Source organism: Bacillus sp. SYZHCR11, assembly GCF_057196865.1.
In genome coordinates this window covers 732,063-753,064 of the sequence record NZ_JBXUND010000001.1, presented here as the reverse complement: position 1 = coordinate 753,064, position 21,002 = coordinate 732,063, and the positions used below count along the sequence as shown (strand labels likewise).

The window sequence follows — 21,002 nt, the reverse complement described above, 5'->3', positions numbered from 1 at the left end:
CATGAATCAATTTGAGATAACCGTTCAGCCTGAACAAAAGAGCGAACGGATTGATAAATTTTTGGCTTCAACGGGAGAAAACTGGTCACGCACTCAAGTGCAGCAATGGGTAAAAGAGGGACTGGTATCCGTTAACGGCAAATCCGTAAAAGCGAATTATAAAATGCAGCCCGGCGATCAGGTAAACGTCACCATTCCTGAACCGGAAGAATTGGACGTGCTTGCAGAGCCGATGGATTTGGACATTTACTATGAAGACCAGGATGTCTTGGTTGTGAACAAACCGCGGGGCATGGTCGTACATCCGGCTCCCGGCCATGTGACAGGGACTCTCGTAAACGGACTGATGGCTCACTGCAATGATCTTTCAGGCATTAACGGCGTCATGCGCCCGGGAATCGTCCACCGGATTGATAAAGATACCTCCGGCCTGTTAATGGTCGCCAAAAACGATATGGCGCATGAATCACTCGTTAATCAGCTCGTCAATAAAACCGTGACGAGAAAGTACACAGCGGTTGTCCACGGGTTGATTTCACATGATGACGGAACGATTGACGCTCCGATCGGGAGAGATAAAAAAGACCGACAAAGCATGACCGTAACAAGAGAAAGCAGCAAAAATGCCGTCACGCATTTCCACGTGCTTGAGCGTTTTCAAGATTTCACGCTCGTAGAGTGCCGTCTTGAAACCGGAAGAACGCATCAGATCCGTGTTCATATGAAATATATCGGATTTCCTTTGGCAGGCGACCCGAAGTACGGACCGAGAAAAACCATTGATTTCAACGGTCAGGCGCTTCATGCCGGAATATTAGGTTTTGACCATCCGCGGACGGGCGAATACATGGAGTTTGAAGCGCCCCTTCCTGAAGATATGAAAAAACTCATTGAACATTTGAGAAATAGCCATTGACAGCGAGTTTCTTTTCTGAAATAATAAAAACAAGCTGAATAGATTCTTTAACACAGTCCGGAGAGGCTGAGAAGGATAACGGATAGGACAGAAGAGATACACGTGTGTCTTGGTCCTGGAAAGGAACCCCTCTATGCTCTGGCAGGAGGGGTTTTTTCTTCTTATATACGAATGGAGAGGTGTCACGAGTGAATCAAAAAGCTGTTATTCTCGACGAACAGGCCATCAGAAGGGCGCTGACAAGGATAGCCCATGAAATGATCGAACGGAATAAAGGAATGAATGACTGCATTCTTGTAGGGATTAAAACAAGAGGTATTTATTTAGCGAAGCGGCTGGCCGAGCGGATCGAACAGATTGAAGGAAATCCGGTCACCGTCGGGGAAATCGATATCACCCTTTACCGTGACGATCTCACAAAAAAAACGAGCAATGAAGAGCCGCTTGTAAAAGGCGCGGACATTCCGGCCGATATCACAGACCAAAAGGTCATTGTGGTTGACGATGTGCTTTATACCGGCCGGACGGTGAGAGCTGCGATGGATGCTCTCGTTGATGTCGGGCGGCCGTCATCGATACAGCTTGCCGTGCTTGTCGACAGAGGACACCGGGAGCTGCCGATCAGAGCGGACTATATCGGGAAAAACATTCCGACCTCAAAAGCTGAAAAAGTGATGGTTCAGCTGAGCGAAGTTGATCAGACTGATATGGTCGCCATTTACGAAAATGAATAATCACCCTTTTTAAATGCATTCCAGAGAGTTTGCAAAGAGGATTTTAAAACACAAAGCCGGGCGGATCGACGCGGCCGGGCTTTGTATGCCTCTTTGCGCAAAAAGCAAAGAGGTTTTTTTATACCATTTGAAAGTCAACCGGGAGGAAAACGCCATGAGTAAGAAAAAAGTAAACCTGGGAGTCAAGGACGTCCCCAATCCATTGTCCTGGCTGTCATTCAGCCTGCAGCATTTATTCGCCATGTTCGGTTCAACCATACTCGTGCCGAAACTGGTCGGAATGAGCCCGGCAGTGGCGCTTGTCACGAGCGGAATCGGGACACTCGCCTATCTCTTGGTGACAAAAGGCCAGATTCCCGCTTATCTCGGCTCATCATTCGCCTTTATATCACCAATTATCTTGGTGAAGGCGACGGGAGGACCGGGGGCTGCCATGGTCGGCGCTTTCCTGGCGGGAATTGTGTACGGCCTGATCGCGCTTCTCATCAGGCAGCTTGGAACGGGGTGGCTGATGAAGCTGCTGCCCCCGGTGGTCGTCGGGCCGGTCATCATCGTCATCGGTCTCGGACTGGCAAGCACAGCCGTCAATATGGCAATGTATGCTGATCCGAATGCGAAGGAACTCGTTTACAGCCTGAAACATTTCAGTGTAGCCGGCGTCACTTTGGCCATCACCATTATCTGCGCCATCTTTTTACGGGGATTTTTAAGCTTGATTCCGGTATTGATCGGCATTATAGGCGGATATCTGTTTGCGCTGACACAGGGCATCGTCAATTTTCAGCCGGTCATTGATGCAAAATGGTTCGCCGTTCCTGAATTTATCATCCCTTTCAAAGACTACACGCCGTCAGTGACATTGGGCATTGCCGCTGCGATGGTGCCGGTCGCTTTCGTGACGATGTCAGAACATATCGGCCACCAAATGGTGCTGAGTAAAGTCGTCGGACAGGATTTTATTAAAAAGCCGGGACTGCACCGCTCCATAATGGGGGACAGCGTAGCGACGATTATCGCTTCGTTAATCGGCGGCCCGCCGACGACAACATACGGCGAAAACATCGGTGTCCTGGCAATTACGAGAGTTTTCAGCGTCTTTGTCATCGGCGGCGCAGGAGTGATTGCGCTGTGCTTCGGATTTATCGGCAAAGTTTCAGCGCTGATCAGCTCTGTTCCGTCCGCGGTTATGGGAGGCGTTTCCTTCCTGCTCTTCGGAATCATTGCCTCCAGCGGCTTGAGAATGCTGATTGACAACAACATTGATTATGAAAACAAGCGAAATTTAATTATCACATCCGTCATCCTCGTGATCGGCGTCGGAGGGGCTTTTATTCAAGTATCAAAAGGCGGGTTCCAAATATCCGGCATGGCGCTTGCGGCAATCGTCGGAGTCATCCTGAACCTTATCCTGCCGCATGCAAATGAAGAAGACGCGATTGCATCAGAAAAACCAAATCATATGTAAACCTTTTAAAGAAAGTCCAGAGAGGCTTGGAAGGGTTATAACGGGAAGAAGCTGTACGGCTCTTCTCTCTTTAACCGCACCCCGAGTCTATAGACCGGGGTGTTTTTTACGGCCTTCAAGCGGAAACGGAGGAGAAAAAACATGAATCATTTAACGGCGATGTCTGAACTGAGCGCGGCTGAAATTACAGAACTGCTGCGAGAGGCAAAAGCGATAAAAGAGGGTGCAGTCCGTCCCGATCTCGCGGGAAAATTCGTTGCGAATCTGTTTTTTGAACCGAGCACGAGAACGCGGTTCAGCTTTGAAGTGGCGGAAAAGAAACTCGGGATGAACGTGCTCAGCTTAGACGGCACGAGCACAAGCGTTCAAAAAGGCGAGTCCTTATACGACACGGTCAAAACACTGGAATCAATCGGAGCGGATGCCTGTGTCATCAGGCACAGCACGGATGAATATTACAAAGATCTGACCGGCAGAGTCAATATTCCGATCTTAAACGCTGGCGACGGCTGCGGCCAGCACCCGACTCAGTCATTGCTCGATTTAATGACGATTCAAGAGGAATTTGAGACCTTTCAGGGCCTGACGGTTTCCATTCATGGCGATATCAAACACAGCAGAGTGGCAAGGTCAAATGCCGAGGTGCTGACAAGGCTCGGCGCACGTGTGCTGTTTTCCGGGCCGCCGCAGTGGCAGGATGAGAAAAACGCCTTCGGCACCTGTGTTCAGACGGATGAAGCCATACAAGCTTCAGATGTCGTCATGCTGCTCCGCATCCAAAATGAAAGGCATCAGACAGAAGCCGACCAAAAAGGCTACCTGGAAGCATACGGGCTGACCGAAAAACGGGCGGAGAGCATGAAGCGGCATGCTATCATCATGCATCCCGCACCGGTGAACAGAGGAGTCGAAATTGACACAACATTAGTGGAATGCGGAAAATCAAGAATCTTTAAACAAATGGAAAATGGTGTGTATATCAGAATGGCAGTCTTAAAAAGAGCACTGCAAACCAATGTGAAAAGGGGAGAAGCGGCTTATGTCTTATCTCATTAAAAACGGCTGGATATTAAATGAACAGGGAGAAAAAGCGGTACAGGATATCCGGGTAACGGGTGAATTCATTTCGGAAACCGGGCTTCTGACAGCGAAAGACGGAGAAACGGTGATCGACGCTGAGGGACTGTTCGTTTCACCTGGGCTCGTAGACCTTCATGTCCACTTCAGAGAACCGGGCGGCGAGAAAAAAGAAACCATTGAGACGGGCTCTAAAGCCGCGGCGCGCGGCGGTTTTACCACAGTCGCCGCCATGCCGAATACAAGGCCGGTGCCGGATACGAAAGAGCAGATGGAATGGCTGCAAAACAGGATCAAAGAAACCTCATCTGTCAGGGTCCTTCCTTACGCATCGATTACGATCAGACAAACCGGCGAAGAAATGACAGATTTTGAGGCGCTTCATGAAGCGGGCGCATTCGCCTTCACCGATGACGGCGTCGGCGTTCAGACGGCCGGAATGATGTATGAAGCCATGAAACGGGCGGCTTCAATAAATAAAGCGATTGTCGCTCATTGTGAGGATAACTCGCTTATTTACGGAGGGAGCGTGCATGAAGGTTCTTTTTCAAAAGCGAACGGCCTGAAGGGTATACCTTCCATTTGTGAAGCGGTACATATCGCCCGTGACGTGCTGCTGGCGGAAGCAGCGGGCTGCCATTACCACGTGTGTCATATCAGCACGAAAGAATCCGTCAGAGCCGTAAGAGACGCAAAAAAAGCGGGAATCCGCGTGACGGCGGAAGTATCGCCGCACCACCTGCTGCTTTGTGACGAAGATATCCCGGGACTTGATACCAATTTTAAGATGAATCCGCCGCTTCGCAGCAAAGAGGACAGAGAGGCGCTGATTGAAGGGCTTTTAGACGGCACGATTGATTTCATCGCCACTGACCATGCGCCGCATACAGAAGAAGAGAAAAACACGGATATGAAGCTTGCGCCTTTCGGTATCGTCGGTTTAGAAACTGCCTTTCCGCTTCTGTACACACATTTTGTGAAAAACGGGGCGTGGACGCTGAAGCAGCTGGTTGATTTCATGACGGTAAAACCTTGCGAGGCATTCGGTCTTCCGTACGGAACGCTTGCACCGGGGGCGCCGGCTGACATCACCCTGATTGATCTGGACAAAGAAGCGGCCATTGACAAAGATACATTTTTATCTAAAGGAAAAAATACGCCATTCAACAAGATGAAGTGCTTCGGCTGGCCTGTTGCAACGATGGCTGCCGGTAAACTTGCATATGAAGAAGGGAGACTCGTCAAATGAAAAGAAGACTAGTGCTGGAAAATGGAGCGGTATTTGAGGGTGAAGCATTCGGGAGCCTGGAGCATACCGCGGGTGAAGTCGTATTCAACACGGGAATGACCGGTTATCAGGAAATTTTATCAGACCCTTCTTACTGCGGGCAGATCGTGACGCTGACGTATCCGCTGATCGGCAACTACGGAATTAACAGAGATGACTTTGAATCCATCACTCCTTTTGTAAAAGGGCTGATCGTAAAAGAACTGTGCGAGCTGCCTTCCAACTGGCGCTCGGCTTACACGCTTGATGAGTATCTGAAAATGAAAAATATCCCCGGCTTACAAGGGATCGACACGCGAAAACTCACCAGAATGATCCGCACGGCCGGCGCATTAAAAGGAACGTTTGCATCAAGTGAGGAGAATGTCGGAGAGGTTCTTGCAAGGCTGAAAGAAACGGAACTGCCGAGAAATCAAGTTGCTCAAGTATCGGCGAAAACGGCATATCCGAGTCCGGGCCGCGGCAAACGCATCGTGCTCGTCGATTTCGGTATGAAGCACGGCATCTTAAGAGAGTTAAACAAAAGAAAATGCGATGTCATCGTTGTGCCGTACAATGTAACGGCGGAAGAAGTGCTTCAGCTCAAGCCGGACGGCATCATGCTTTCTAACGGACCCGGAGATCCGAAAGATGTGCCGGAAGCCATTGAAATGATAAAAGGCATACTCGGGAAGGTGCCGTTATTCGGAATCTGTCTCGGCCATCAATTATTTGCGCTGGCATCGGGAGCGGAAACGGAAAAAATGAAATTCGGACACAGGGGTTCCAATCATCCGGTTAAAGAGCTTGCGACAGGGAAAGTCGCTTTAACAGCCCAAAACCACGGATATACGGTTTCTTCAATAGATGAGACAGAGCTTGAAGTGACGCACATTGCGATCAATGATCAAACGATCGAAGGACTCAAGCATAAAACATTGCCGGCATTTACGGTTCAGTACCACCCTGAAGCTTCACCGGGACCGGAAGACGCCAATCACTTATTTGACAGATTCATTGACTTGATCGAAACAACTGAGAAAGAAGGGGAAGCGGTATGCCAAAACGCGTAGATATTAAAAAGATTTTAGTGATCGGATCAGGCCCGATTATTATCGGACAGGCGGCGGAATTTGATTATGCGGGCACACAGGCGTGTCTCGCTTTAAAGGAAGAAGGCTATGAAGTCATTCTCGTCAACTCGAATCCGGCAACGATTATGACGGATACGGAAATGGCTGATCGGGTATACATAGAACCGCTGACGCCGGAGTTTCTCACGCGTATTATCAGAAAAGAACGGCCGGACGCCATCCTGCCGACTCTGGGAGGACAGACCGGACTGAATCTTGCCGTCGAGCTGTCTGAACTCGGGGTTCTTGAGGAATGCGGAGTGGAAGTGCTCGGCACAAAGCTGTCCGCCATCCAGCAGGCGGAAGACCGCGACTTATTCCGTACGCTGATGAATGAGCTGAATGAACCGGTGCCGGAAAGTGAGATCATCCGCACTTTACAGGAAGCCGAGGAATTTGTCGGCCGGATCGGGTTTCCGGTTATCGTGCGCCCCGCTTACACATTAGGCGGAACGGGCGGCGGCATCTGCTCGAATGAAGCGGAACTGAAAGAGATCGTCGAAAACGGATTAAAGCTCAGCCCCGTCCATCAGTGCCTTCTGGAAAAAAGCATCGCCGGTTACAAAGAGATCGAATATGAAGTCATGAGAGACAGCAGAGATCACGCGATCGTCGTCTGCAACATGGAAAATATCGATCCGGTCGGCATCCATACGGGCGACAGCATCGTCGTTGCCCCGAGCCAGACTTTGAGCGACCGGGAATATCAGCTTTTGCGCAATGTTTCATTAAAGCTGATCCGCGCGCTCGGCATTGAAGGCGGCTGTAATGTTCAGCTCGCGCTCGATCCCGACAGCTTCCAATATTACATTATCGAAGTGAATCCGCGGGTGAGCCGCTCATCTGCCCTCGCTTCAAAAGCGACGGGTTACCCGATCGCAAAGCTTGCGGCGAAAATCGCAGTCGGGCTTTCTCTTGATGAAATGATGAATCCCGTAACGGGAAAAACATATGCGGCTTTTGAGCCCGCGCTTGACTATGTCGTTTCTAAAATCCCGCGCTGGCCGTTCGACAAATTTGAGTCGGCAAACCGCAGGCTCGGGACGCAGATGAAAGCCACCGGAGAGGTCATGGCCATCGGACGCACCCTTGAAGAATCGCTGTTAAAGGCGGTCCGCTCACTGGAAGCCGATGTCTATCACCTGGAACTGAAGGATGCGGAAGAGATTTCTGACGGGCTTTTGGAAAAACGGATCAGAAAGGCCGGAGATGAACGGCTGTTTTATCTTGCAGAAGCGTTCAGAAGAGGCTACACAGTGGAGCAGCTTCATGAGTTTTCCGCAATTGACGTATTCTTTTTGCACAAGCTCTGTAAGCTGGTCGCTTTTGAAACCGAGCTGAAAGCGGAAAAAGGCAGCCTCGCCGTCCTGCAGACAGCGAAGGAACTCGGTTTCTCCGACAAATATATCAGCCGGGAATGGAATATGCCGGAACAAGAGCTGTATCAAATGCGAAAAGAAGCAGCCATCAAGCCTGTATATAAAATGGTGGATACATGCGCGGCGGAATTCGAATCAGAAACCCCGTACTTCTACAGCACATATGAGGAAGAAAACGAGTCTGAGATAACATCAAGAAAAAGCGTCGTCGTCCTCGGCTCCGGCCCGATCCGCATCGGACAGGGCGTCGAATTTGACTATGCGACCGTTCACTCTGTCTGGGCGATTAAGCAGGCAGGATATGAAGCGATTATTATCAACAACAACCCTGAGACGGTGTCCACTGATTTCAGCATATCAGACAAACTGTATTTTGAACCGCTGACGGTAGAAGATGTCATGCACATCATTGATTTGGAACAGCCGGAAGGCGTTGTTGTCCAATTCGGCGGCCAGACGGCGATCAACCTTGCGGAAGAATTGAGCGCCCGCGGCGTCAAAATTCTCGGTACATCACTTGAAGATTTAGACCGTGCGGAAGACCGGGATAAGTTCGAGCAGGCGCTTGAGGCGCTGAATGTGCCGCAGCCGCTCGGAAAAACCGCCGTGTCGGTGAACGAAGCGGTCAAAATCGCTGCATCCATCGGCTATCCGGTACTTGTCCGCCCTTCGTATGTGCTCGGCGGCCGGGCGATGGAAATCGTCTATCACGAAGAAGAACTGCTTCACTATATGAAAAATGCGGTCAAAATCAACCCGCAGCATCCGGTGTTAATCGACCGTTATCTGACGGGGAAAGAAATCGAAGTCGATGCCGTATCTGACGGCGAAACAGTCGTTATTCCGGGGATTATGGAGCATATCGAGCGGGCCGGCGTCCATTCAGGGGATTCAATCGCCGTCTATCCGCCTCAGTCTTTAAGCGGAGACATTAAGAAAAAAATCGAACAATACACTGTTGCCTTGGCAAAAGGCCTTAACATCATCGGGTTGCTGAACATCCAGTTCGTACTTTCGCAAGGTGAGGTGTATGTGCTTGAGGTAAATCCGCGGTCAAGCAGAACCGTGCCGTTCTTAAGCAAAATCACTAAGATTCCGATGGCGAATCTGGCGACAAAGGTCATTCTCGGCCAAAAGCTTGCTGATTTCGGCTATCAAGAGGGGCTGCAGCCTGAACAGCAGGGGGTGTTCGTGAAAGCGCCTGTCTTCTCATTCGCGAAGCTGAGAAGAGTGGATATCACGTTAGGCCCTGAAATGAAGTCGACGGGAGAGGTCATGGGCAAAGATTCAACCTTGGAAAAAGCGCTCTATAAAGCGCTGATTGCCTCAGGCATTCAAATCCCGAACTACGGTTCAGTGCTGTTGACCGTTGCTGATAAAGATAAAGAAGAAGGACTCCTGATCGCCAAGCGGTTCCACGCCATCGGCTATAAAATCTTGGCGACGGAAGGAACGGCGGCTTATTTGAAAGACGCTCAGATTCCGGCTCAAGTCGTCGGGAAAATCGGCGAAGAAGGGAAAAATCTGCTCGATGTGATCAGAAACGGAGAAGCGCAATTTGTCATCAATACGCTGACAAAGGGCAAACAGCCGGCCAGAGACGGCTTCAGAATCCGCCGCGAATCCGTTGAGAACGGAGTCGCCTGCCTGACATCTTTAGATACGGCCGAAGCCATTTTGCGGGTATTGGAAAGCATGACATTCCGGGCGGATCATATGCCTGCATCCGAAACCAATCAAAAGGCGGCAGTCACGATATGAAAAAAGCGCATTTGACTGTTCAATCCAACTTAGAAATTGCCGACCGGATTTATAAGATGGTGCTGAAAGGAGAGCTTGTCCGGCACCTTACCGAGCCGGGACAATTTCTTCATCTGAAGGTGAGTGACGCGGTCACACCGCTATTAAGAAGACCGCTCAGCATTGCGGACGTCAATTTCGCCGCGGATGAAGTATCCGTTATCTACAGAGCTGACGGTGAGGGAACGCGCCTTTTGTCCGGGAAAAAAGAGGGCGGCAAAATAGACGTTCTCGGCCCTCTCGGCAACGGATTTCCCGTGCGGCGGATTGAACCCGGCAAAACCGCGCTGTTAGTCGGAGGCGGAGTGGGGGTTCCGCCTTTGCAGGAACTGTCAAAGCGCCTGACGGAAAAAGGCGTAAACGTCATTCATGTGCTTGGATTTCAATCAGCAAAGGATGTTTTTTACGAACAGGAATGCCGTGCGTACGGAGACACTTATGTGGCGACGGCTGACGGAACATATGGAGAGAAAGGATTTGTCACCGATATCATCCGTGAAAAGCAGCTCGAATTCGATGTCCTGCTAAGCTGCGGACCGACACCGATGCTGAAAGCTCTGAAGCAGCAGTACGGCCATAAAGAGGTTTATCTTTCGATGGAAGAGCGGATGGGCTGCGGCATCGGGGCCTGCTTCGCCTGCGTGTGCCGCACGGGTGAAAGCGATACATCCTATGTAAAGGTCTGCCTTGACGGGCCGGTATTTAAAGCTGAGGAGGTGGCGCTGTAATGTTAGAGGTGAATCTGCCGGGTCTCCAATTGAAAAACCCGATCATCCCCGCTTCCGGATGTTTCGGTTTCGGGAAAGAATATGCCGGATTTTACGATTTATCATGCCTTGGAGGCATTATGATTAAAGCCACGACGAACGAAGCCCGCTTCGGAAATCCGACGCCGAGAGTGGCGGAGACAAGCGCGGGAATGCTGAATGCCATCGGACTGCAAAATCCCGGCCTTGAGCATGTGCTCAATCACGAGCTGCCTTGGCTCGAACAATTTGACACGCCGATTATCGCAAATGTCGCCGGTTCTCAGGTGGACGACTATAAAGAAGTGGCCGAGCACATCAGCCAAGCGCCGAATGTGCATGCGCTTGAGCTTAACATTTCATGTCCGAATGTCAAAACGGGGGGGATTGCTTTTGGTACTGATCCCGTCATGGCGGCCGAACTGACAAAAGCGGTGAAAGAAGTTTCCGCAGTGCCTGTGTATGTGAAGCTTTCGCCTAATGTCGCAAACATAACCGAAATTGCCAAAGCGATTGAAGCGGCCGGTGCTGACGGTCTGACGATGATTAATACACTCATCGGGATGAGGCTCGATCTCAAGACGGGCCGGCCGATTTTAGCAAATAAAACGGGCGGACTGTCAGGCCCGGCGATCAAACCGGTCGCCATCCGGATGGTATACGAAGTCAGCCAGGCCGTTCAAATTCCGATTATCGGGATGGGCGGCGTTCAGACCGCAGAGGATGCATTAGAATTTCTTCTTGCGGGAGCGAGTGCGGTTGCCGTCGGCACGGCGAACTTCGTCAATCCGTTCGTCTGCCCGGAAATCATAGAACAGCTCCCCCATGTGCTGCGCCAACACGGCTTTCAATCTGTAAGTGAATGCATCAGAAGGAGCTGGAAACATGAAAAACAACCTGCCCATCATCGCGCTTGATTTTGCATCAGGGGAAGAGACTTTAACGTTTTTAGACTTGTTTGAAAAGGAAAGGCTCTTTGTCAAAACGGGGATGGAACTTTTTTATCAGGAAGGCCCCGCCATCATTCACCAATTAAAAGAACGGAACTGTGATATATTTTTAGATTTAAAGCTTCATGATATCCCGACTACGGTCAATAAAGCGATGAAGCGGCTGGCCGGCCTCGGCGTTGATCTCGTCAATGTGCATGCGGCAGGGGGCGCACGCATGATGCGCGCGGCCCTTGAGGGGCTTGAAGAAGGCACGCCGGCAGGCAGAAAACGCCCGTCTTTAATCGCAGTGACTCAGCTGACCAGCACTTCAGAGCAGGTGGCGAGGGAAGAGCTTCTGCTGCATAAGCCGCTGTTAGAAACGGTTGTGCATTACGGCAAAATGGCGGAAGAGTGCGGGCTGGACGGAGTGGTATGTTCGGTCCATGAAACAAAAGCCATTTATGAAGCGGTCCGGCCTTCATTTCTGACAGTCACGCCGGGCATCCGCACCGCCAGTGACGCAGCTGACGATCAAGTCCGTACGGCGACTCCGTCATTTGCGAAAGAAAACGGTTCGTCAGCCATCGTCGTGGGCCGCTCAATTACAAAAGCGGAAAACCCCGTTAAAGTATATGAAGCAATTAAACTGGAATGGGAGGGCGTTCGCCGATGAAACAGGCTATCGCAAAACATCTATTACACATTGAAGCTGTCTTTTTACGCCCGAATGAGCCGTTTACGTGGGCGAGCGGCATTTTATCACCGATCTATTGTGACAACCGTCTGACATTGTCGTATCCAAAAGTGAGAAATGATGTGGCGGACGGACTCGGCAAACTGCTGAAGGAGCATTTCCCCGAGGCGGAGATGATCGCGGGCACTGCAACGGCGGGCATTCCGCATGCTGCGCTTCTCGCAGACCGTACGGGCGCGCCGATGTGCTACGTCAGAAGCAAACCGAAAGCGCACGGCAAAGGAAATCAAATAGAAGGCGCCATTAAGAAAGGACAAAAAACAGTCGTGATTGAAGACTTGATTTCTACCGGAGGCAGCGTGCTTGAAGCTACGGCGGCTCTTCAAAGAGAGGGCGCGGAAGTCCTCGGCGTCATTTCCATTTTTACATACGGACTGCCGAAAGCAAAAGAAGCCTTTAAAAAAGCGGGTCTTCCTTATTACTCGTTAACCGATTATGACACGCTGATTGAAGTTGCGCTTGAAAACGGTACGATTCATTCAGCTGACATTGAAAAACTGAAATCATGGAAACTGAATCCCGAGTCAAAAGATTGGTTTAAAAAATAATGACAATAAAAACAGGCCTCAGGGCCTGTTTTATTATTCCTATCAAAAAACTCGGGTTGACTTCTGTTAGAATTGTGCTAAAATTTAGTACAAATCTAAAAAGCTTATCAAGAGCGGCTGAGGGACTGGACCGATGACGCCCGGCAACCTGCGTGTATTGCAAGGTGCCGCATCCAGAAAAATGCACAGCATTTTGAAGATAAGGGCTATACCGGGTCACTGTCTTTCATTCCGCTGGATTGAAAGTTTTTTATATGAAAAAAAGATTGAGGGATAAGACAACCGGCAGAGAACAACAGCTGTTTGATTGTCTCCGGGAGGAGGAAAGAAAAAATGCTAACGTATGACACATGGGAGGAACCGGCGATTACATTTCCGGAAGACGATTCCTATAAAGGCGCGCTGTCCGTTTTAAAATGGGCATACGGCCACTACGGAGACCAGCTTGTTTACGCGTGCAGCTTCGGGATTGAGGGCATCGTCCTGATCGATTTAATTTCTAAAGTAAAGAAAGACGCGGAAATCGTGTTTCTCGATACGGGTCTTCACTTTAAAGAAACATATGAAACGATCGAAAAAGTGAAAGAACGTTATCCGGGGCTGAACATTATCCTGAAAAAGCCCAGCCTTACTCTCGAGGAACAGGCCGAGGCTCACGGAGATAAACTGTGGGAAAGAGAACCGAACCAGTGCTGCTACATCAGAAAAATTCTGCCGTTAAGAGAAGCGCTCGCAGGGCATCCGGCATGGCTGTCCGGCCTTCGCCGGGATCAAGGGCCGAGCCGGGCGAATACGAATTTCCTGAATAAAGACGACAAGTTTCAATCGATTAAAGTATGCCCGCTGATCCATTGGACATGGAAAGACATCTGGAGATATACTTCCAAGCATAAGCTGGATTACAATATCCTCCATGATCAGGGGTATCCGAGCATCGGCTGTGAACCGTGCACTTCACCTGCGTTTACCGCGGAAGATTTGCGGAGCGGCAGATGGAACGGCATGGCGAAAACAGAATGCGGACTGCATGAATAAAGGAGCTGCCCGATGGAATTAGCCGCTATTTTATTCTGTCTGTTTTTTGCCATGAATATCGGAGCCAGCGGAGCCGCGGCATCAATGGGAGTCGCTTACGGGTCCGGCGCCGTTAAAAAGAAAACGTATGCGCTGATCATCTGCGCGGCCGGAGTCCTGTCAGGGGCGGTTATCGGCGGCGGTGAAGTCGTTAAGACGATCAGCGGCGGAATCATTCCCGAACAAACCATTACGCTCACCATTGTCTGCATTATAATCGGAGCGGCGGCGCTATCGTTATTCACGGCGAATGTGCTCGGCATTCCGCTGTCGACGAGTGAGGTCACTGTCGGGGCGATTGTCGGTGTCGGCGTCGCGTACAAAGTATTGTTTTTACAGCATCTTTTGGTCATCGTGATTTTTTGGGTGCTCGTACCGTTCGTCGCGTTCTGTTTCACTTTTCTCGTATCGAAGGTATTCAGTTCTCTGAATATTCGAGTCATTTCGAAACGGAAACAGAAGATTTTAGGAATTGTGCTGCTTTTTGCGGGTTTTTGGGAAGCTTTTTCAGCCGGAATGAACAATGTCGCAAATGCGGTGGGCCCTTTGGTGGCTGCGGGCGTACTCAGCGTGTCAAAAGGAACGCTGTACGGAGGCATCTTTGTCGCTCTCGGCGCTCTGCTTTTAGGACGCAAAGTGCTTGAAACCAACGGGAAAAAGATTACGAGGTTTTCAGCCGGAGAAGGCATACTGCTTTCAGGAACCGGTGCGGGGCTTGTCATTATCAGTTCCGTCTTCGGTCTGCCGGTCCCATTGGCGCAAGTCACATCATCATCAATTATCGGTATCGGAATGGCCAAAAACGGGCCGAACGTTTTTCATAAAGAAGTCGTGAAAACGATGCTCAAAGTATGGGTTGTTTCGCCGTTTTTGTCACTGTCGATTTCGTATCTGCTTGTCTCCCTGCTGTTAAAAGGAGATTACTATTCCATCTTTATGATGGCCAGCGTGCTTTTGGCAGCTGGCGGAGCCGCCAGTCTGATGAAAGCCATCCGAAAAGAGAAACGCTCTGTCCATGAACAAGGCGGGGGCATTTAACTATTAATCTGAGTTTATTTATCTGTTAACTGGGAGGAATCATGTATTATGAGTTTAGCACCGCACGGAGGAACATTAATTAATCGGGTGAATGAGCAGTATGATCTTACATCCGTCCACAAAGAAATTGAGCTTGATTTGATTTCGTTCGCTGATTTAGAGCTGATCGGGATCGGGGGGTACAGCCCGATTGAAGGATTTTTCACAGAAAAAGATTACGTGTCAGTCGTTGAAAATATGCGTCTGGCATCAGGGGTTGTCTGGTCCCTGCCGATCACGCTTCCGGTCGATTCAGAAAAAGCGGCTGAGCTTGCCGTCGGCGACACGGTGAAACTGACTTACGGCGGAGAAACATACGGTGTCGTCGACATCGAAGATATTTATACGCCGGATAAACAAAAAGAAGCCGTTCACGTATATAAAACCGATGATGCCGCGCATCCGGGCGTGAAAAAATTATTTTCACGCGGCGATACGTATGTCGGCGGGCCGATCACATTAATTAAAAAAGCGTCAAAGCAGTTTCCTGAGTTTACATTTGAACCTGCCGATACAAGACGAAGCTTCGAAGAAAAAGGCTGGAAAACCATCGTCGGTTTCCAAACGAGAAATCCGGTCCACCGCGCCCACGAATATATCCAAAAAACCGCGCTTGAGACGGTTGACGGCCTGTTTTTGAACCCGCTCGTCGGTGAAACAAAATCAGATGACATTCCGGCGGATGTCAGAATGGAAAGCTACCAGGTGCTGCTCGATCATTATTATCCGAAAGACCGCGTATTCCTCGGCGTGTTTTTGGCGGCAATGCGGTATGCGGGGCCGAGAGAAGCCATTTTCCACGCGCTTGTCCGCAAAAACTACGGCTGCACGCATTTTATTGTCGGCCGCGATCATGCCGGCGTCGGTGATTACTACGGCACATATGAAGCGCAAGAGCTGTTTGATCAATTTACAGCGGATGAACTCGGGATTACACCGATGAAATTCGAGCACAGCTTCTTCTGCCAGAAATGCGGCAACATGGGAACGGCCAAAACATGTCCGCATGACAGAGAAGACCACGTCATTCTGTCAGGAACAAAGGTCAGAGAAATGCTGCGAAGCGGCGTCATGCCGCCGGCGGAATTCAGCCGTCCTGAAGTTGTCGAGGTGTTGATTAAAGGGCTGAAAACGAAAGAAGAAGCAGGCGTTTCTTAAGGAGGAAAATAGAGTGACAAATCGTGATATCGTATGGCATGAAGCCTCAATAACGAAAGAAGAATACCAGCAGAAAAACAAACATAAAAGCTCTATCCTCTGGCTGACGGGCTTAAGCGGTTCAGGGAAATCCACAATTGCAAACGCCGCAGCGCGCGAGCTGTTTGAACAAGGCTATCAAGTCATTGTGCTTGATGGTGATAACATCCGCCACGGCTTAAACAAGGACTTAGGTTTTTCCGATGATGACCGCAAGGAAAATATACGCCGCATCGGGGAAGTGGCGAAGCTTTTCGTTCAGCAGGGAACCATCGTCATCACGGCTTTTATTTCTCCGTTCCGTGAGGACAGAGATCAGGTGAGAGAGCTTGTGGCAGAGGGCGAATTTAATGAAATCTACGTGAAATGCGACCTCGATATATGTGAAAAGCGCGATCCGAAAGGGTTATATAAAAAAGCAAGAAATGGTGAAATTCCGTTCTTTACGGGGATCGACTCACCGTATGAAGAGCCGAAAGCGCCTGAGCTCGTACTTGATTCAGGCAAATTTGAACGTGAAGAATGCACCGGAAGACTGGTTGACTTTGTGAAAAACAGCTTAGCATAATAGGTCCAAAAAGGCCGCGCAATCAGCCGGATATCCCCCGCAATGGCGGGATATGGTAAAATAGCTGAAGTGCGGCCTCGCGGCTGTTCTGGGAAGATTTCAAAACGGATCGGGGAGACATGCTATGGGGAAAGTATTTATCGTTGGAGCCGGTCCGGGAGATCCGGACTTATTAACGGTGAAGGCAATGAAAGCCATACAGAAAGCGGACGTTATATTATATGACAGATTGGTAAACAAAGAGATTTTACAGTACGCCGGAGAAGAAGCGGATCTGATTTACTGCGGCAAGCTCCCGGATTTTCACATTATGAAACAGGATACGATCAACCGTTTCCTTGTGAAGTATGCGAAAAAGGGGAAAACCGTTGTAAGGCTCAAGGGGGGCGACCCGTTTGTTTTCGGCCGCGGAGGCGAAGAAGCGGAGGCTCTCGCGCAAAACGCCATTCCGTTTGAGATCGTTCCCGGCATTACATCAGGAATCGCGGCTGCTGCTTATGCCGGCATTCCGGTGACGCACAGAGAGGCGAGCTCCAATGTCGCATTCGTTACGGGGCATTATAAACAAGAAGACGACTTTGAAGAAAAATGGAAAGCGCTGGCGACGGGCATTGATACGCTGGTGATTTATATGGGAATTAAAAATATCCGGCAGATTGAAAGAATGCTGCTGGAAAACGGCAGAGACGGCGGCACTCCGGCAGCCTTTATTCATTGGGGGACGACGGACAGGCAAAAAACAGTCGTCTGCACCGTCGGCACGCTTTCAGACACAGTGATAAAAGAAGAAATCAAAAACCCGAGTTTAATTGTTATCGGTGATGTCGTCAATTATCACTGCACACTGGACTGGTATGCATCTGATCAGAAAAATCCGGATTTGAGCGAGGCGTTGTAAATGAAGCAGGCGATTTTATATATCGGACACGGAAGCAGGCTGAAAAAAGCGCAGACAGAGTCGGCGGCGTTTTTAAAAGGGTGCATGCCGCACGCTGACGCTCCCATTCAGGAAATCTGTTTTTTAGAACTGCAGGAACCGTCTATTGAAGCGGGATTTGAAGCTTGTGTCAGACAAGGCGCCACTCATATTGCGGCTGTGCCTTTGCTGCTGTTGACCGCTGCCCACGCGAAACATGACATTCCGGCTGAAATCGCCCGTGCGGCGGCCCTGCATCCCGATATAAAAGTGACATATGGTGTTCCGATCGGAGTGGACGATGAAGTCGTAAAAGCCGTGCATCATCGCATTGAAGATACCGGAGTGTCCATTGAGCAGGCGAAAGTGGTGCTGATCGGAAGAGGAAGCACAGATCCGGCAGTTAAAAGCGCAGTCAGTGAGATTGCCGGAAAACTTGAGGCGATTACACCTGTTAAAGAAGTCATCCCTTGTTTTTTAACAGCATGTGACCCGCACTATAAAGAAGTGTTTGCCGGCCTTGAAGAGGATGACGGAGCACCCGTTTTTATCGTTCCATATCTTCTGTTTACCGGGCTTTTAATGACTGAGATTGAACGGGAAGTTCAAAAGCTTCAAACGGTCAATCAAAATGTTCATCTCGCTTCATACTTAGGTTTTCACCCGCATATTAAGCAGGCGTTTTTGAACCGTGTGACGGAAGCTGTCCGAAACCCCGGCGGGCAGTTTGATTTTAAGGGGGGACAGTATGCTGCCTCTGCACATTAATCTCAGCGGAAAAAGAATTGTCATCGCGGGCGGAGGCAATGTTGCCTTAAGAAGACTCAAAACAGTGCTTCCGGAAGGCGCGGATATTACTGTAATCAGTCCCGATGCCCTGCCTGAAATTAAACAGCTGGCGGATGAAGGACGTATCCGCTGGGTTTCCCGTAAAATTGAAATGAAGGATCTTGCGCCCGCTTTTTTCATCATTGCCGCGACAAATGACCGCAGCGTGAATCGGGAGATAGCCGAGGGCGCTTCTGAAACGCAGCTGGTCAATTGTGTAAGCGAGGCTGAACGGGGCAGCGTGTATATGCCGAAGATCATCCGCAAAGGGCGCATTCAAGTATCCGTATCAACAAGCGGCGCAAGCCCTGCACATACGAAAAGACTGGCTGAGGACATAAAGCCTCTCATTACTGCTGATTTGGCTGAAGAAGTGGATCGATTATTTGAGAAAAGAAGAAGACCATAAAAAACACCCTGTCTGTCATCAGGCAGGGTGTTTTTTATACTGTCCTGACAGTCCGCCGAATGTGAAAAATTCAAAACGAAAGCGGGCAGTTTGAATGGTATATGCCGACAAGCGGTCAGGATTGCGAAGTGATGCGGAATATGTATGTGATCCCGATGCCGCCTGGATTTCGCCCGCATACAAAGGAAAGGTCAGAGACCCGCCCGGATGTGCTCAGGTTCGGCGAGGGAAGGTGAAAGTATCCGCCGCCAAATCAGGTGTGACCGTTTAAATCACAGACGGCCCGGCGGATCATGCAGACATGACGGGAAACTGATCAGATACTGTAAAGATCGGTTCTGACGGCTGGGAGAGTTTCGTCTCCGTTTATACGTAATAAAAAAACACCTCCAAGCCGAGTGCGGGTTTCAGCTTGGAGGTGCGTTTATTTTTTCAGCCGTATGACAAGGTCGGCATCAGGTGTGACAAATACGGTATGCTGGCTGTCATAGGTGACAAATCCGGGCTTTGCGCCGTTTGGCTTTTTCACATGTCTGATTTTTGTATAATCAACCGGAACGGAGCCGGAATCTTTCGCTTTGGAAAAATAAGCGGCGATCGCAGCCGCCTCCAGTATGGATTGTTCATCCGGATCGCTGCTTTTAATCACAACGTGGGAACCCGGAATGTCTTTCGTGTGGAACCATAAATCATCCCTCGCGGCAGCTTTTGTCGTTAAGTACTCATTTTGTTTATTGTTTTTGCCGACAAGAATCGTCAATCCCCGTGAAGATTCATATTGCTCCAAAACAGGAACGTGCTGCTTCTGTTTTTTCTGTCCTCTCTGCTGTTTCGGCCGCAGATATTTGCCTTCCACAAGCTCTTCCCTTATTTCGTGAATATCCTTTGTGGAGGCGGAGGAGAGCTGCTGGATCAGCTGATCGAAATAAGCGATTTCCTCCTCGGCCAGACGGATCTGTTCTTTTACCACCTCGACGGAATTCTTCGCCTTTTGATACTTTGTAAAATACATCTGCGCGTTTTCTGACGGTGTTTTGTTCGGATTTAAAGGGATGGTCACCGTCTTACTTTCTTCATCATAATAATTGATGACTTCCGCTTCTTTGTCACCTTTTTTCAGCATATACAAATTTGCCGTCAGCAGTTCGCCGTATAGCTGGAATTCCTTCGCATTCTCTGAGTAGTCGAGCGTCTTTTCCAGCTTTTTTATCTTATTGGCATTCTTTTTCCGTTCATTTGCGACAAAACGCTCGAGATCCTGAGCCTGCTGTTTGACGCGGTCGCGTTCCGCTTTGCCGAAATAAAACCGGTCCAACAGCTCACTCAGTGAGTGAAAGGTGCGCTCCTCTCCGTTTACATGTGTGAGAGACAGGAGATAAAAGTATTCCTTTCCGCCGGCTGTCGTAATGTTCGGTGTAAACCTGCAATCTTTCACGGCATGGAACATTTCAATCAGCGTCTTCGGCAGCGTTATTTTGTTAGCGAGACCCGCTCTGTGCACGGCTTCTTTTGCAAACAGCGGAGAAACACCGGAGAAATGTCTGACGATCTGCTGGTCAAGCCGTCCTTCCTGAAAACTGAGATAACGCAAAACGTCCTCTTCATCCGCGGCAAGCGGCGAAACTTTTTCCTGAGCGGGAGGAAGCTTGTAATCATAACCCGGCAGAACGGTCCGGTAGCTGTTCATTGACGGAGATAAATGCTTCAGCCCGTCGATGATGGATCCTTCTCCGTCAGTCAGAATAATATTGCTGTGCCGTCCCATAATTTCAACATACAGCGTTCTTACGGTTTCGTCGCCGATTTCATTTCTGCTTTTTATGCGGAATATCATAATCCGGTCTAATCCGGCCTGTTCTATTTTCTCAATAAATCCGCCTTCTATATGCTTTCTGAGCAGCATACAAAACATCGGCGGCTCGCTCGGATTTTCATAGGCCTGGTTTGTCATGTGCACCCGTGAATAGCTCGGATGCGCCGACAATAATAATTTGTGGTTTTTTCCGTTGGCGCGGATATGGAATATCACATCGTGCTTAAAAGGCTGATGGACTCTCGTGATCCGTCCTCCGGCGATCCGGCTGTTTAATTCATGTGTCATTCCGTATGTAAACATGCCATCAAAAGACATATAAAACACCCTTTCCTTCTTCCTGCATTCGATAATTATAGCATGAAAAGG

At 49.6% G+C, this 21,002-nt stretch carries 19 protein-coding genes and 1 riboswitch; of the genes, 18 read left to right on the top strand and 1 reads right to left on the bottom strand.

The genetic code is table 11. From position 1 onward, the window contains the following. The first annotated feature begins 1 nt into the window (after position 1). The 18 genes from AC2CGA_RS03280 to AC2CGA_RS03195 all read left to right on the top strand — a co-directional run bounded on the left by AC2CGA_RS03280 (position 2) and on the right by AC2CGA_RS03195 (position 18,820). Positions 2-916, top strand: coding sequence for an RluA family pseudouridine synthase (locus tag AC2CGA_RS03280; RefSeq protein WP_003154395.1), 915 nt, complete (start codon positions 2-4; stop codon positions 914-916). Positions 917-1,104: 188 nt separating this feature from the next. Continuing rightward, the gene (gene pyrR / locus AC2CGA_RS03275) at positions 1,105-1,650 is read left to right on the top strand and encodes a bifunctional pyrimidine operon transcriptional regulator/uracil phosphoribosyltransferase (RefSeq protein WP_003154392.1); all 546 of its coding nucleotides are present in this window, start codon (positions 1,105-1,107) and stop codon (positions 1,648-1,650) included. A gap of 154 nt (positions 1,651-1,804) precedes the next feature. Next, a complete protein-coding gene (gene pyrP, locus AC2CGA_RS03270) occupies positions 1,805-3,115 on the top strand; it encodes a uracil permease PyrP (protein ID WP_014304978.1) in 1,311 nt (436 codons plus the stop codon). Between the two features lie 141 nt (positions 3,116-3,256). Further along, a complete protein-coding gene (locus AC2CGA_RS03265; protein ID WP_003154387.1) occupies positions 3,257-4,171 on the top strand; it encodes an aspartate carbamoyltransferase catalytic subunit in 915 nt (304 codons plus the stop codon). Further along, complete coding sequence (locus AC2CGA_RS03260; protein ID WP_025851354.1) at positions 4,155-5,441, top strand: dihydroorotase; 1,287 nt, start codon at positions 4,155-4,157, stop codon at positions 5,439-5,441. Before AC2CGA_RS03265 ends, AC2CGA_RS03260 begins: the two co-directional genes overlap by 17 nt. Then, a complete protein-coding gene (locus AC2CGA_RS03255; protein WP_007409730.1) occupies positions 5,438-6,532 on the top strand; it encodes a carbamoyl phosphate synthase small subunit in 1,095 nt (364 codons plus the stop codon). The genes AC2CGA_RS03260 and AC2CGA_RS03255 overlap by 4 nt, the downstream gene beginning before the upstream one ends. Continuing rightward, positions 6,517-9,732 carry a carbamoyl-phosphate synthase (glutamine-hydrolyzing) large subunit gene (carB, locus tag AC2CGA_RS03250; protein WP_060386929.1) on the top strand — a complete coding sequence of 1,072 codons (3,216 nt, stop codon included), beginning with the start codon at positions 6,517-6,519 and terminating at the stop codon, positions 9,730-9,732. Before AC2CGA_RS03255 ends, carB begins: the two co-directional genes overlap by 16 nt. After that, complete coding sequence (locus tag AC2CGA_RS03245; RefSeq protein ID WP_060657321.1) at positions 9,729-10,499, top strand: dihydroorotate dehydrogenase electron transfer subunit; 771 nt, start codon at positions 9,729-9,731, stop codon at positions 10,497-10,499. The genes carB and AC2CGA_RS03245 overlap by 4 nt, the downstream gene beginning before the upstream one ends. Further along, complete coding sequence (locus AC2CGA_RS03240) at positions 10,499-11,434, top strand: dihydroorotate dehydrogenase (RefSeq protein WP_024085287.1); 936 nt, start codon at positions 10,499-10,501, stop codon at positions 11,432-11,434. Before AC2CGA_RS03245 ends, AC2CGA_RS03240 begins: the two co-directional genes overlap by 1 nt. Continuing rightward, entirely contained in the window at positions 11,403-12,122 is a 720-nt protein-coding gene (gene pyrF / locus AC2CGA_RS03235; protein WP_095315383.1) for an orotidine-5'-phosphate decarboxylase, read from the top strand. The genes AC2CGA_RS03240 and pyrF overlap by 32 nt, the downstream gene beginning before the upstream one ends. Further along, a complete protein-coding gene (gene pyrE, locus AC2CGA_RS03230) occupies positions 12,119-12,751 on the top strand; it encodes an orotate phosphoribosyltransferase (RefSeq protein WP_307772364.1) in 633 nt (210 codons plus the stop codon). Before pyrF ends, pyrE begins: the two co-directional genes overlap by 4 nt. Positions 12,752-12,852: 101 nt before the next feature. Next, a riboswitch (SAM riboswitch) is annotated at positions 12,853-12,957 on the top strand. Between the two features lie 127 nt (positions 12,958-13,084). After that, the gene (locus tag AC2CGA_RS03225; RefSeq protein WP_484480121.1) at positions 13,085-13,786 is read left to right on the top strand and encodes a phosphoadenylyl-sulfate reductase; all 702 of its coding nucleotides are present in this window, start codon (positions 13,085-13,087) and stop codon (positions 13,784-13,786) included. Between the two features lie 12 nt (positions 13,787-13,798). Further along, positions 13,799-14,863, top strand: a complete 1,065-nt coding sequence (gene cysP, locus AC2CGA_RS03220) for a sulfate permease (RefSeq protein ID WP_003154367.1) — start codon at positions 13,799-13,801, stop codon at positions 14,861-14,863. Positions 14,864-14,911: 48 nt separating this feature from the next. Further along, positions 14,912-16,060, top strand: coding sequence for a sulfate adenylyltransferase (gene sat / locus AC2CGA_RS03215; protein ID WP_024085289.1), 1,149 nt, complete (start codon positions 14,912-14,914; stop codon positions 16,058-16,060). 13 nt (positions 16,061-16,073) lie between these two features. After that, the gene (cysC, locus tag AC2CGA_RS03210; RefSeq protein ID WP_003154363.1) at positions 16,074-16,667 is read left to right on the top strand and encodes an adenylyl-sulfate kinase; all 594 of its coding nucleotides are present in this window, start codon (positions 16,074-16,076) and stop codon (positions 16,665-16,667) included. A gap of 124 nt (positions 16,668-16,791) precedes the next feature. Then, entirely contained in the window at positions 16,792-17,565 is a 774-nt protein-coding gene (cobA, locus tag AC2CGA_RS03205; protein WP_025851340.1) for a uroporphyrinogen-III C-methyltransferase, read from the top strand. Then, a complete protein-coding gene (locus tag AC2CGA_RS03200; protein WP_015388252.1) occupies positions 17,566-18,351 on the top strand; it encodes a sirohydrochlorin chelatase in 786 nt (261 codons plus the stop codon). It begins immediately after the preceding gene. Next, the gene (locus tag AC2CGA_RS03195; RefSeq protein ID WP_024085291.1) at positions 18,332-18,820 is read left to right on the top strand and encodes a precorrin-2 dehydrogenase/sirohydrochlorin ferrochelatase family protein; all 489 of its coding nucleotides are present in this window, start codon (positions 18,332-18,334) and stop codon (positions 18,818-18,820) included. Before AC2CGA_RS03200 ends, AC2CGA_RS03195 begins: the two co-directional genes overlap by 20 nt. A gap of 424 nt (positions 18,821-19,244) precedes the next feature. On the opposite strand, the gene AC2CGA_RS03190 is transcribed toward AC2CGA_RS03195, so the two are convergent. Next, positions 19,245-20,951: an Rqc2 family fibronectin-binding protein gene (locus tag AC2CGA_RS03190; protein WP_025851333.1), complete on the bottom strand. Its 1,707-nt coding sequence runs from the start codon at positions 20,949-20,951 to the stop codon at positions 19,245-19,247. Positions 20,952-21,002 lie beyond the last annotated feature (51 nt).